The following is an 11870-nucleotide window of genomic DNA, read 5'->3' as shown; positions in this document are numbered from 1 at the left end:
GTTACAGCTTGCACTGGCGCAGAAAATAAGTGTTGGTCTAGTCCGATATAAGATGCTTCATAGGTTGCTGTAGGGTCGAAGTTAGAAGGTTCTATAGCGCCGTATGCGTACACTCTTCCATTAAAGGTATTTTGCTGAATTGACCAATGGGAATCTAGTTTACCATTTTTATAAACTCCTAAAATTTTTGTGGTGTACTTACTAAGCCAATACAAAGATGCCGTGTTTTGGGCGTTTATATAGTTTTTTAACCCGCCTATAAAAACATTCGCCTTCTCCCGTACAACAACCCCCTGCCCTACTTCAATCTGATTAAGTCCTTTATGAAGTGACATGCTGCCATCTACTTGGATTTCTTCAAATGTTGGCGTTGCTAGTTGGTAGGTGAGGTTGTAAGTCGGGAAATTAACCGCTTGGGTTGTCGGCAACGTTGCAGAATAAACATTAGCACCCTGAACTGGAAAACCGTTAGTACCTCTAGGCCACCATGTTTTTGAACCAGTTCCGTTATACGGTGTAATCGAACTTGCTGTGCTATTACTCATATACCACCCATAGAAATACGCCTGTATCTCTTGTGTTGTAGGTATGTACGTTTCTCCCCAGCCGCTGTCCGTGTCGGCTATAGTAATGTAAACAAAATTATTATCCGTGTCATAGGCAAATACGTCTGTCGCGGAGTTGACCAATGATTCCCATTTTACTATTTTGCCATCGTACTTAGTTAAAAACTGCGTAAAAGCGGAAGGATTCGATCCACCTGTAAGAGGGATTTTTACACGTTTAAATCCCGTGTAATCGGAATCAGGTAACCATGCCAAACTCCCATCAAGGACTACGTCCCTGAATCGCTTCTCGACGAAATACTTCCCATCGCGATTAAGCAACGTGTCAAACACTGAGCCATCCGCGCTGGCAGCGAGTCGAACGTTAGGGAATGCTAGCATATCGTCATTGCGTGGTTTAAAACCTTTGTCAGCAGTTCCGATGTTTAGACGTGGTGAATCCAAAGTAAATTTTCCAGTAGCAGTCGTGACCCCCAATACAACTCTTAGTGAAGCTGTTCCAATGGGAGTAGTAAAAGTTTTTCTTAAAGTAGTAGTTCCGTTAGTCGTCGCATATGGAGCGGTATTCATATCTCCTAGCGAAACTCCGTTTGAATCCATAGCAGTCAGATTATAATAAGCACCTACATCAATCGTGCCGCCTATGTTTGAAATAGTTACGGGTGCTGAAAATGTGTATGTTTGCCCACTAAGAATAGGAACACTTACTATTTGTTCTACTGATGAGGAATTAAATTTAACAATGGACGAATTATACGGAGATATAATCGGAATAGCCCCGTTTGTTGAAGTCCACTCATTAAACGGCGGCAACAGATTCTCCTCATACTTAATTACATAAGGTGCATTAATATGTTTAACATCGTCAACATAAGGGTATTTAGCAGCAATTTGTGCTGCTGTCATACCATCAATAGCAGAATACTCTGCATCTGATAATGCATAAAGCCGTACACCATCCACATAAAAGAACTGCCCCGCAGCTGTAGCGATCGTGTATAGATTAATGCCCACTAACCCAGTTGAAATAAATTTCTTATATGCTAGGCCAAACCCTGTCGTAGTCGTTATGCCATTGGATACACCTATTGCGGGAGTAACTTCTATAGCAGCATATGGCGCTGTTCCCACATTAAACTCGGCCAGTACAAGATATTTATTACCACTAGGTAAACTTATGTTATTTCTGCAGGTCGCAGCATAATTAGCAGACGTTGCAGTTACTTTAATAGAATTGTTCCCATATTTATTGTTTGCGGTATTAAGAGTTTGTGTGGATTGGAATACACTCCACTTCCCCACATCCTCACAATTCCCATCCCGCCCCAACAAATTAACGAGCGTCCGCCCCGTTATCCGCAAATTCTCCAACGGTGCCGTCTGAGGCACATCAACCACCTGCAGGCCATTCACCAAATTCACGGTAGTCGGAGCCGCATCGGCAATCTGTGCACCCAGCTGAGCATCGAGTCTATCCCAGTTATCATTCAGCATGGTTGTGATATCAAAGGTATCATTCCCGTCCGTAGACGGATTTTTCTTATAAAGTCCTAAATTCGTAGTCGTGCTTGGCATAGGCTTGCTCCCTTCTTATGAAACGGGAATAAATGGCGCGAAGTCGGTCATTTTCCTCGTTTGCATGTCCTTAATCGTCATCGTTTGGTGAAGCTGATTGAGCAAAAAGTATTTGTACTGGTAAACCACCTGCAGATGAGCCGGCTTGATCTCCTCAATAGCCGCCTGCAGGTCATCCAAGTTCGGCGGCGTTCCCAACGTGTCGACGAAACGCACGGTGAACTGATACAAAGCCGGCTGCTGCGTGACCTCGACGGCTCCGCGCTCATACGCGCCAGCCACGCTATGCAGTAGCTCGACGGTGACGGTGCCGACACCGCGCAGCTTCGCATGGATCACCGCCCGGCGCTGATCGTCAGGCTTGTCCGGCACCGTCGCGATGCCGAGCTCAGCCTCCCAAGCATCCAGCCCCCATGTTGCGGAGCTGACAAAGAACTGCTGCAGTGTCTCCTCCAGGGAGACACGCAAGAGATCCAGCTCCACGCCCTGCGCTTGCAGGATGGAGTCCATGACGCGCGAGGTTTCGTAATAGTCGGGCAAGTAGCCCTTCATACGCCTTCCGCCTAGGGAAGTGACGAAACTCATGTGAGCGTCACCTCCCCCAGGACGGCAACACGACCGGCGCCTACCACAACATTCGCACTCATACCATTCACCTGCAAGTTACTGTAATCTTGCACTCCCTGCGTATCAAGAAGCAGTGCACCGATACGCACATAACGTACGGTTGGATCTGCTGAGAACGCCAGTTCGGATAAATAGCTGCGAACAGCCACGGCGAAATCTTGCTTCACCTGATTGAGGAGCAGCACCAACGCCGGTAATATCGAGCGCCCAATTAAGATAATCAGCGCGATTTCCACTTGTACCCGGGGAGCGCACCTTAGCATAGTAACGGTTCAGCAGCGAACTATCGCTCTCTGTATCTTCACCGCCCACCATCGGAGTAACATTCGTCACGCCTATGATTCCAGCAAGTGGCGCTACAACGAGGACGATTGATTCGCTCGGTACATTGCTGCCTAAACCTCCTAATACGGCCTGAGCGCCCAATGTCACGCTGCCCGAGCTATCGATAACAGCGGTGTCTACTGTTTCAAAAAGCAAGGAAGCCGTCCCCTGCACGGCATCAGCCAATGTGCCGATACGAGTGCCTTGAGGAACCACCGTACCGAGTGAACCCGTAAAACGCACTGTACCGGTAGCCTTCACCACAGCCTTGCGAGTTACTCCATGCTCCGCACAACGCAGGTCCAGATACGGACCATAAGTCGTTCCGGCAAAACCTCGTCGTAAAACTTCTTGCGACTGGATTGCAGCCAACGCAAGCTCGATGGAAACCGGAGCCAATGCATCCCACATATACGAACCCTCGGACTTGTCCAAATCGGAAGGTAAGCTTCCCAGCATACGGCCACGAATTGCCTCCTCTGTTTGTTCGGACAAATAATTTGGTAAAACGGTCATGTTAACTGATCACCACACTTCCCTGAATATTTTTCTTATCGCCTCGCACATTCGTGATCTGGCATTGAAACGAACACTCACTTTGGTCCCACGTCCATGTAAAATAACCAACACTCGCCGTACGCGGATCAACCATAAGAGTCTCCTTTGTAATACGGGCGATTTCCATTTCATTGGCTGACTTGGACAATTGCCTAGCTATCAAATCGTCGAATTCCTGGCCGTAAGCCCGTGAATACGCCAGATAGGTATAACGCTGGGTGAGCAGAGCTTTCTGACACCACTGCAACCACGCCTCCGAATCGCTGCACTGAGCTATTTTACCTGTCTGCGTTAACACGAACTCCCCAAGGGCATAATCGAACTGTGGACTACGTCCAAATCCAACCGTTCCCCTTCTAGTGCCTGCTCCTATCAATGGCAACTCACTACTTTCTGTACCCGAAAGCGGAAATAAATTGGGCATCTATTTCACCACCTTGCACAAAATTACAGCATCATTCCCATCATGCACAGGTATGGCCAATACACGATCCCCCGTCTTCAAACCGGATTGAAACGCAATCCGCACATCGTCGACCTCTGATTCAGAAAAAGCAAACGTGCCTTGTCCAGTCACCGGCGTACTGCCACTAATCAAGCCCGTAACCGTACCGCTGATCGTAAAATCTGGCAGGAGCAGCTTTGTCATCCAATCTGCCACATAATAATCGGATATCTCATGTTTAAAACTATCCAGCTTTAGCCCGCCCGCCGTGATCGTCCCCAGCTCAGCAGGCATACCTGCTACCGCCGAGCTTGCATGAACAGACATGCGATTGTCCAAAGCAGCCGCCAGCTTTTTATACGGATTCATTCATATAAAACCTCCTTCTAACCAACTCAGGGCTGCCTAATTCCAGCACCATTTTGCCGGGTTCACCGATCTCGTGCCTGACCGTCATAGCGATCAATTCCATCCCGCTTCCAGCCAAATCGACCTTATCACCAGCACGAATTGTGTTAATATCGAGCGATGTTACGCTGATTGTTTCCTGTATGCCCGAAAGCATGGCTTTCGCCGCTTCTTTTGCTTCGCTGACGGATTGATAGCTGCTGTCCTGCACGATTTTTTGCAGTGTACCCAGTTCAGCGTGCTCGCCTTCTTCTATAACTAGAACTTGGGCTGCACCCTCATCTCCTGCGTCTTTGGTACCTAGTACTTTCACTTTGGTTACTGCACCTTCCAATGTTCGCTTTTGCATGATACTCATCACGTTTTCACTAGGCTCCAGCGACCATACAACAGGGTTAGCGCCGATTTCCACTAGCTCAAGCCCATTTACTGTCATCCTTGGCCGGTACATGGGTCCACCCTTCCGAGCGGTTTCTTTCAAATCTTTCATGATCATGTTGTAGATCGTCTCTGCGCGATAAATTGACTTCGCCAGCTTAACTTTCGTATCCGGTAAATCCCCTACACGGATATTCCACCCCGTCGCATAACGGCGTATGCGCTCACTTGCAGACATTCCTGCGGGAAACACATATTCGTCCTCCGACTTAGCCAAATAAATGGTACGATCATACATCGTTACTGTCAGACGATCCGCCCGTTCATAACTATTCTCACACTGCCAGACAACGGCAGGATGGAGCAAATCCTCCTGCTTCGAACTACCATAGGGTACGCCTACGACTCGTACATCTTGGCCAGGTTTCATACCCGGGAAATCTGACGTGACGACGATTGTCGCCTGTGCCCTGTATGAAATTTCGTCAAGCGCCTCTTCAAGTGTCAGCTCATAAATTAAATCTCTAAGTGCATATTGCCCATCCAACCAAATATCATAAGATCCATCTGAACGGTTATAAGTCATCCCGGCATGACCAACTCCTGCCCAGGTAAAATCAGATCGGGGTCGTCGCCGATAACCGCGCGATTCCCTTCATAGAGGTCACGCCAGCGGCTGCCGGAGCCTAGCTTCATTTTCGCAATGGACCAAAGAGAATCTCCCAACTGAACCTGATAGGTAGCAGACACCGGTTTAATATCAGGCCTCGTCTGTCCAGCCGAATTGCCGCTTCTCTCGTCCAATGTTCTAATTTTGTAGTCCTTCCATGTACGAAAAATGAGATCAAAATACACATCGCCAGGCTCACCGCCCTTGAAGCTGCTATTGTGAGCAGACAGCATGACAAGTACATTGACATCTGTGCCTGTGATGATAAGCCGAAGCGGATCTCTCCCTTCCATCCATGTATTAAGTTGATTCATCGCCGTTTGGGGATCAGGCAGCTGCTGATATTTGCAATAACTGGCATCGTACACCGCCGGAAAAAAGGAAGAGAAAGCAATCTCCTTCACTTTTACCCCCTGCGGAACATCCAACTCGCCGCCACGGATTATGGAGATGGTCTCAAAGCTCTTATCGCGTCGAATATTAACTTCGGACGGATTCACAGGAAACCACAGAGACACGCTATTCGGATCTTCCAATGTAAAATTCATTTCTTTAGTAACCATATGCTCCGCCTCCGTTCTCCGCACGATTTTGAATAGCTGCTCCAATTTGCATAACAATCTGGTGACCGATGGTGAGCGCCAGTTCCTCCATGTCCACTTTCTCCTGCGGCATATTAACCGTAATTCCGTCTACGGAAATGTTGTAATTGTGCGTACTAACGCCCTCACTCACGCCAACACTGGCTGCAGAAGATGACATCAGAACAGTCTCACGCCCTGCGGGCAGCAGCTCAGTTCGTGCCTCTTTCGGTGGCTCTTTCTCTTTCCCCGAGAACCATTTATTGACGATCAACTCTCCTGCTTTATCCCCCAGCCAGCCACCGATAATCCCCCCAACAGCTGTACCAGCACCAGGAACAATAGAGCCAGCAAATGCGCCCAGAGCAGCTCCTGCCACACCAGCACCCGCCTGAATGGCTGCACCTACCTTATTGTCAGAGGTCAGAATGTCCAGTGCAGACAGCCCGATTCCTAGTGGTTTAAGCACTTTACCTGTCGTTCTAAGCAGCTTGGAGGCTTGACTAAACTTGCCCAACCGATTAGACGTTCTAGGCGCAGCCGGATGCTGTTCTCCACTTCCCTGAACGAGCTGACGACCTAGGTCTTGTCCGCCGATTCTTGTTCTAACTCTCGATTTATTCCTTCTATCTGGACTCGCATTGGTTCGGACACCTGCCCGTGTTTTGGCCCTGGCTCCTGCCTTATTCTTCGACCTCGCATCTGCCTTGTTCTTCGTCTTGGGACCTGATTAGGATTTGGTCTTCGAGTCGGCATCGGATTTCGTACGTTTCCCGCCATTATCTTTGCATGGATCCTTGCATTTCTCTTTCTTGCCTCCGTTACCGGCAAACAATCCTTTTAAAATTTTGAGCCCTTGCGCGAAGCTTTTGAATCCCTCGCCAAAAGCCTTAAAGGCTTCACCAAGCAATTTCACAATCTCCGCCATGATTAGAAGTCKGTCAAGCCACTTGTCCAGCTGCCCCTTCTCGGGAGGGGCGGCAATGATAACAGCCGCTGTTGCTGACGCTGACGCCGAGGCTTTCGCCTTTCCTTCCAAACTACCGGAAAATTCGCCGCCAAGCCCTTGCAGCAACTCCCGCAGTTGCTTCGCCGTTCGAATGATTTGATCGTTGACCATAAGCTTCACATCGACCTTCGTTTGTCCCAAGTCCGCCAGCTGCAACAGCATACGGTCTATGACAAAAGAAAAATAATCTCGACCTGCAATCGCAGGTCTTGCCGTAATCTGGCTCAGCTTTGTTCCAGCCTCAGCCACTTTGTTAAATAAACCCGTCAGACGCTGCGTTGACGTCCCTGTCCTGTCCACCAAACTGCGCAATCGCTCTTGTGCTGCCATTACTCGGGCCAAATTATTAACTGTCACCATTTCACTCATCACTTCACCTCCTTGCGCGTTCCCGCTCTCGCTCAAGTGCATGTTCTTGCTCCAGCTCTACTTCCATGCTAGCTAGCAGGAACTGCTGCTCTCCGCGAGGCAATGTCCAGAATACTCCGGGGCGCAGGTGATGACGCATCCATAGAGCGTGGAGCATCGCCGGCAGCCCCCCGGAGGTAATTAGTTTTTTACTTCATCTAGCGTTGTATTAAATCCGCTCAGATCCAGCACTTCATCGCCAAGCGCAGACAGCTCGCCTGCGAGCAAGATGCGCTTAATCACTTCCTCACCGGAGCTGGCTTGGTACTTCGCGAGCAGCCGAGCGTCCCCCCAGTTGGGGGAGACGGTGGCAGCGAAAATTAGAGCGACGTTGAACTGCTCTTCGTCAAGCCGATCGGTTTGTACACCTCGGCGGTCGGCGCGTTCGGTGCAGCGTTCGCGGAGCGTAAACACCTGCTTGCCAGTCAGTCCGCGCAGTATAATCGGGATACCGAATCTGGCGATTGTCACCTTTTTCTCTGGGAGTTGATCGGCCTCAAGCAGCTTTTGCAAAATTTGTTCATCTGTTAACATCATGTCATTCCTCCTTTTTCAACTAGTTAAATAGCCCTGATAGGGTCGTTAAGCGTATAGCCTTCAAATGTAAATGCTACTTCTTCCCTCACTTCCTCCCCTGCCGTCCAATTTGCCAACTGAAGTTTGTCCAGCATGACGTTGTTTAGCGTAATCCGTTCGAAACCATAAGCATCAGGATCATTCAACTTGGATACAAGACTGAATTTATCAAATCCTCTGGCAATCATATCGCTCGTAACTTTGAAACCACTCAGTGTCCCGGTGCCTTTCATAGCACCCTTTTTATGCCGAACCCATGGGTCTCCCGCAAGTTGTAGCTCTTTCTTCTGCATCTCCACATTCGCTTCCAAATGATTAAAATTGGTTTGCCATACGCCACCGATAAATACCGAACCATACGTCCCTAAAATTACTCTGCTCGCATCTAAACTCATTATTAGTCCCCCTTAATGTACGATAAAAGTGCCAAAAATTTGTTCCATCACATCTGTTAGCTGCGCATCCCATTTGATATATACTTGATCAGGCTCTGGCGTCAGCTCAGCGGTTTCTCCGTAATAAGCTGGATTCAGATATACATCAAAGCTCGTCGCTTCAATGACGCCGGCTTGTGCCAATGTCTGCATATATTGCTTGGCCGACTCCACCAGAGCAAGACGCCCTTCCTCTGTGTTATTTACTTTTCCGATATACCCCTCTTCCGCAGTTCGCAGAAGATCTTGATTGATTGCGTCCATTACACGAATCGTACGGATTTTCTTCCAAGCTGCATTTTGGCCTTGGCGCAAAGAAATGAGTGAATTCATTCCACGCAGCGCTTTCACCTTCTGACCGTCATGATACAGCAGGAAAACTCCGTTCTTCACTGAACTTTCCTGTTCGCTGCGCGTCCATCTCCGCGTCACATCACTGAACGGAGCTGCAGCATAGGTCGTTGATTCGCTCAGCTTTTGGCCCGCGATCAACCCCGCTACATAAGCAGATACCCACGCCGAGCTGTAGCTCGTACCCGCGAGAATCGCTCCTGTCCCCACATTGACAATCGCTTCATGATTAAACAAAACGCTGCGTGCCGCAGCCCGACTGGCTGCATCGGATGCCGTATCATCAGCAGTAGTGCCTCCTAGTACAGTTACGATTCCCTTACCCTCAGAACGTAAGCGACTTGTCCAAGTAGCCACCGACGCCTGAATGCCCGCATCTGTTACTCCGTCCAGCGCAAGCACATGGAATTCCTGCGTCTCCAATGCACTCAAGGCATTCAGGTAATCTGCTGGAGCAATCCCGCTGATACCAGAACTGCCGCCAGTCAACGCACTCCCAGAGACGGCAGCTAGTGTACCATTGCCAGGGGCAAGAACAGTTGCTGTCAGCCACGCATTCCCACTGTCTTGATTTAGAGCATCCGCTGCGGCCTGAACGGAACTACCAGCGAATGTAAATATCTTCAGAACAGCGGAGCCTTCAAGCAGCTTCAAATCCTTTTTTGCGGAGCCGCTTTGATCGCCACCGAAAGCATCATAGATGCCCTGCTCACTTGTGATTTCAACAAATTGCCTCACGGCTCCCCAATGAGCTTTCACCGGCACAGCAACAACGCCTTGACTCCCCGGCAAGATAGCACTTAACGCCGCCGCCTCAAAATTCATATAAAATCCCGGTAATACCGGTCGATCCGTTCCACTCCAAGTTCCACCCGCCATTATACCTGCACCTTCCTTTGTAAAAAGTTTTGAACTGTTTGGTTGACGTATGCGATCGAAAACATCGTTTCGGAATCCCCTTGCAAGGCACCAACGAGTACTTCCGGGGCACAATCAAAAAGCTCCTTGGAATTCGCCATTAGTTCTTCTTTGTCATACATCATGATTTCATCACCAATACTGCTTGTTTGAGTTTTGCTCTGTCTCAAAATCAGTCACCTCATTCTTAAATTTTTGTTTCTGTGTGCACGCCAGCTATCAACGGAGTCGAGCCTTGTGGAGCCCCAGCAGCACCTGTCAAAGTCACTGTCAGCACACCTGTAGACAAATCGCCTGAGCGAATCGCAGCTTGTGCGTCGAGCACCGTTAACCATCTACCGCCTACTCCACCAAGCGGCAATTTGGCTTGCTCAGCTAAGCCAAGCATCAACACTTGCGCTGCCAGCTGGTATTCACTTGCCGACCTAGCAGCTATCTGGCCAACGAATTGCTTGGACAGCTGTTGCACCCCTCGCGAGGCTGCTGCGCTATGCCAACCCGTGCACTGCCACGAGACTGCTGGCCGGCACGTTCCGTTGAAACCGCGATAGACACGCCATTGCCCGCCAAGTGCATTTTCCGTAAATTGCGAGATAGCTTCCAACCACGATTCGACGACAGGCTTGATTTGCTTCAGCTGGAAGACAGCTTTCACAACATATCTGCCTGCTGCATCTAAAGCTTGTCCTGCTGGCAGCGACGTAATTTGCGCCGTATATAGTCCACCGTCCACCTGAATGGTGCCCTCCTCCGGCTCCAGCATCCGGCCAATGAGACGCCAGATTCTCTCCTGCGCACCCTCAGCGCTTGCGCTTCTGACCAGCAGGCTCAGCTTGCGCCAACTGCCCGGTGCGTCCAGCTTGAATTCGGCGCTGCCTCCGACATGGCAAAGTGTAACTGCCTCATCGGGTTCCTGAGATTCGCTATCCACGAATAGGTCTGTGCCAAGTGTTCCCTCACCATTCGCTTGTAAAAACAGCGCCAATTGTTTGGCCATGTTAATCATTCATTCTCTCACCTCTTTCCTATCTATTTGTTTTGAAATTCAAAACATTTTTTTCTTTACAACAACCACTTCCCCCTCATCTACTCCCAATAAGCCATGCTTAGAGGCCTTAAGAGTTTAATCACTTCGATCTTCTTCAGCAGCATCACCGCCTTCTTGGTCTACACATCGATCTTACCATGCCTCCATTCGTGTGCATTGCCAACAAGCGGCCAACAAACAATCACACTAGCCAAGCGTTCGGACCACCTCTGCCCGCAGCATGTAGGCCAGCTTCTCCATCGCGCGTGCCTTCACCCTGCGATAGGTACGCTCGCTCATATTTACCTCGTAACATAGTAAGTAATCCAACATCTTCTCCTTCTGCAAATAACGTCTCCGTATGATCTCCTCCTCTTGCTCGTCCAGCCGCGACAGCGCCTGCTCAACCTCAGCCTGTAAGAGCACCACCTGTTCCTCTGACGCAGAAGTCACACTATATTCAGCAGATTCCTCCGCCACTTTTTGTGCATATGGCCTCCCGCTATCTCTGCGCACGCCTCCGAGCGTTTGGTACAAACGAACCGTCTCGAGTAAACTCTCCACCTTCTTACGCGTAGCCCGCTTGTCCACCTGATCGTGATCTATGTGCAATACTTGTTCCAACATCCTCATCATCTCCCAAAATTTGTCGTTTTGAAATTATAAACAAATCATACGCTAATCTTGTTTATAATTTCAACACAAAAGTTTTGAAAAACGAAAAAACCTCTTGTTTTTTGTACCTCAAACCATTTACAATAAGGAACAGGTGATGAAATCGATGAAAGATATGGTCCAGTTCGGCCTTCGAATCCGGCAGCTGCGTAAACAGAACCATTTTACCCTTAGAGAACTTGGAGAGCGGTCCGGTGTTAGTTATTCGTTTATTAACTCCATAGAAAATAACCGCTTCAATCCATCTAGGGAAACGGTGATCGCGTTAGCTGACGCGCTGAATCGCACTGACAAGGACGAGCTCTTGCTGCTCGCTGGCTTTGCGCCGACGGATGAAGAG

At 49.1% G+C, this 11870-nt stretch carries 18 protein-coding genes; 1 reads left to right on the top strand and 17 read right to left on the bottom strand.

Going from position 1 to position 11870, the window contains the following annotated elements; genetic code table 11:
- The 17 genes from AC1DUA_RS17060 to AC1DUA_RS16980 all read right to left on the bottom strand — a co-directional run.
- Window positions 1–2141: hypothetical protein (locus AC1DUA_RS17060; RefSeq protein WP_477500905.1), on the bottom strand; the 2141-nt coding region annotated here is incomplete at its 3' end.
- Window positions 2142–2156: 15 nt separating this feature from the next.
- Window positions 2157–2693 (bottom strand): putative phage tail protein, encoded by a 537-nt coding sequence (locus AC1DUA_RS17055; RefSeq protein WP_477500904.1) that lies wholly within the window; start codon window positions 2691–2693, stop codon window positions 2157–2159.
- A gap of 29 nt (window positions 2694–2722) precedes the next feature.
- A complete protein-coding gene (locus tag AC1DUA_RS17050) occupies window positions 2723–2917 on the bottom strand; it encodes a hypothetical protein (RefSeq protein WP_477500903.1) in 195 nt (64 codons plus the stop codon).
- Window positions 2832–3608 carry a baseplate J/gp47 family protein gene (locus tag AC1DUA_RS17045; protein WP_477500902.1) on the bottom strand — a complete coding sequence of 259 codons (777 nt, stop codon included), beginning with the start codon at window positions 3606–3608 and terminating at the stop codon, window positions 2832–2834. Before AC1DUA_RS17045 ends, AC1DUA_RS17050 begins: the two co-directional genes overlap by 86 nt.
- 1 nt (window position 3609) lies before the next feature.
- Window positions 3610–4074 carry a DUF2634 domain-containing protein gene (locus AC1DUA_RS17040; RefSeq protein WP_477500901.1) on the bottom strand — a complete coding sequence of 155 codons (465 nt, stop codon included), beginning with the start codon at window positions 4072–4074 and terminating at the stop codon, window positions 3610–3612.
- A complete protein-coding gene (locus AC1DUA_RS17035) occupies window positions 4075–4464 on the bottom strand; it encodes a hypothetical protein (RefSeq protein ID WP_477500900.1) in 390 nt (129 codons plus the stop codon).
- A complete protein-coding gene (locus tag AC1DUA_RS17030) occupies window positions 4451–5467 on the bottom strand; it encodes an XkdQ/YqbQ family protein (RefSeq protein ID WP_477500899.1) in 1017 nt (338 codons plus the stop codon). The genes AC1DUA_RS17035 and AC1DUA_RS17030 overlap by 14 nt, the downstream gene beginning before the upstream one ends.
- A complete protein-coding gene (locus tag AC1DUA_RS17025) occupies window positions 5464–6114 on the bottom strand; it encodes a LysM peptidoglycan-binding domain-containing protein (protein WP_477500898.1) in 651 nt (216 codons plus the stop codon). The genes AC1DUA_RS17030 and AC1DUA_RS17025 overlap by 4 nt, the downstream gene beginning before the upstream one ends.
- The gene (locus AC1DUA_RS17020; RefSeq protein WP_477500897.1) at window positions 6104–6649 is read right to left on the bottom strand and encodes a hypothetical protein; all 546 of its coding nucleotides are present in this window, start codon (window positions 6647–6649) and stop codon (window positions 6104–6106) included. The genes AC1DUA_RS17025 and AC1DUA_RS17020 overlap by 11 nt, the downstream gene beginning before the upstream one ends.
- A 213-nt stretch (window positions 6650–6862) precedes the next feature.
- Window positions 6863–7510, bottom strand: a complete 648-nt coding sequence (locus AC1DUA_RS17015) for a hypothetical protein (protein WP_477500896.1) — start codon at window positions 7508–7510, stop codon at window positions 6863–6865.
- A gap of 4 nt (window positions 7511–7514) precedes the next feature.
- On the bottom strand, window positions 7515–7667 hold the full coding sequence (locus AC1DUA_RS17010) for a hypothetical protein (protein WP_477500895.1): 153 nt from the start codon (window positions 7665–7667) through the stop codon (window positions 7515–7517).
- Window positions 7668–7690: 23 nt separating this feature from the next.
- Window positions 7691–8086 carry a phage tail assembly chaperone gene (locus AC1DUA_RS17005; RefSeq protein WP_477500894.1) on the bottom strand — a complete coding sequence of 132 codons (396 nt, stop codon included), beginning with the start codon at window positions 8084–8086 and terminating at the stop codon, window positions 7691–7693.
- 23 nt (window positions 8087–8109) lie between these two features.
- A complete protein-coding gene (locus tag AC1DUA_RS17000; protein ID WP_477500893.1) occupies window positions 8110–8520 on the bottom strand; it encodes a phage tail tube protein in 411 nt (136 codons plus the stop codon).
- Window positions 8521–8532: 12 nt separating this feature from the next.
- Window positions 8533–9789, bottom strand: a complete 1257-nt coding sequence (locus AC1DUA_RS16995) for a phage tail sheath subtilisin-like domain-containing protein (protein ID WP_477500892.1) — start codon at window positions 9787–9789, stop codon at window positions 8533–8535.
- Window positions 9789–9998, bottom strand: a complete 210-nt coding sequence (locus tag AC1DUA_RS16990) for a YqzN/YkzM domain-containing protein (protein ID WP_477500891.1) — start codon at window positions 9996–9998, stop codon at window positions 9789–9791. Before AC1DUA_RS16990 ends, AC1DUA_RS16995 begins: the two co-directional genes overlap by 1 nt.
- Before the next feature lie 17 nt (window positions 9999–10015).
- Window positions 10016–10834, bottom strand: a complete 819-nt coding sequence (locus AC1DUA_RS16985; protein ID WP_477500890.1) for a minor capsid protein — start codon at window positions 10832–10834, stop codon at window positions 10016–10018.
- A 228-nt stretch (window positions 10835–11062) separates the two neighbouring features.
- Window positions 11063–11482, bottom strand: a complete 420-nt coding sequence (locus AC1DUA_RS16980) for an ArpU family phage packaging/lysis transcriptional regulator (RefSeq protein ID WP_477500889.1) — start codon at window positions 11480–11482, stop codon at window positions 11063–11065.
- Between the two features lie 154 nt (window positions 11483–11636).
- Between AC1DUA_RS16980 and AC1DUA_RS16975 the strand changes: the two genes are divergently transcribed.
- Window positions 11637–11870: helix-turn-helix domain-containing protein (locus AC1DUA_RS16975; RefSeq protein WP_477500888.1), on the top strand; the 234-nt coding region annotated here is incomplete at its 3' end.

The organism is Paenibacillus sp. 01T422 (genome assembly GCF_056398785.1).
The sequence above is the reverse complement of the archived record's forward strand: the minus strand, read 5'-3'. Positions and strand labels throughout refer to the sequence as shown.

What these genes read in the sequence shown, in the direction of transcription:
- AC1DUA_RS17055 (WP_477500904.1), bottom strand. Translation starts at nt 2,693, where the DNA reads ATGAAGGGCTACTTGCCCGACTATTACGAAACCTCGCGCGTCATGGAC.
- AC1DUA_RS17045 (WP_477500902.1), bottom strand. Translation starts at nt 3,608, where the DNA reads ATGACCGTTTTACCAAATTATTTGTCCGAACAAACAGAGGAGGCAATT.
- AC1DUA_RS17040 (WP_477500901.1), bottom strand. Translation starts at nt 4,074, where the DNA reads ATGCCCAATTTATTTCCGCTTTCGGGTACAGAAAGTAGTGAGTTGCCA.
- AC1DUA_RS17035 (WP_477500900.1), bottom strand. Translation starts at nt 4,464, where the DNA reads ATGAATCCGTATAAAAAGCTGGCGGCTGCTTTGGACAATCGCATGTCT.
- AC1DUA_RS17030 (WP_477500899.1), bottom strand. Translation starts at nt 5,467, where the DNA reads ATGACTTATAACCGTTCAGATGGATCTTATGATATTTGGTTGGATGGG.
- AC1DUA_RS17025 (WP_477500898.1), bottom strand. Translation starts at nt 6,114, where the DNA reads ATGGTTACTAAAGAAATGAATTTTACATTGGAAGATCCGAATAGCGTG.
- AC1DUA_RS17010 (WP_477500895.1), bottom strand. Translation starts at nt 7,667, where the DNA reads ATGCTCCACGCTCTATGGATGCGTCATCACCTGCGCCCCGGAGTATTC.
- AC1DUA_RS17005 (WP_477500894.1), bottom strand. Translation starts at nt 8,086, where the DNA reads ATGATGTTAACAGATGAACAAATTTTGCAAAAGCTGCTTGAGGCCGAT.
- AC1DUA_RS17000 (WP_477500893.1), bottom strand. Translation starts at nt 8,520, where the DNA reads ATGAGTTTAGATGCGAGCAGAGTAATTTTAGGGACGTATGGTTCGGTA.
- AC1DUA_RS16995 (WP_477500892.1), bottom strand. Translation starts at nt 9,789, where the DNA reads ATGGCGGGTGGAACTTGGAGTGGAACGGATCGACCGGTATTACCGGGA.
- AC1DUA_RS16985 (WP_477500890.1), bottom strand. Translation starts at nt 10,834, where the DNA reads ATGATTAACATGGCCAAACAATTGGCGCTGTTTTTACAAGCGAATGGT.
- AC1DUA_RS16980 (WP_477500889.1), bottom strand. Translation starts at nt 11,482, where the DNA reads ATGTTGGAACAAGTATTGCACATAGATCACGATCAGGTGGACAAGCGG.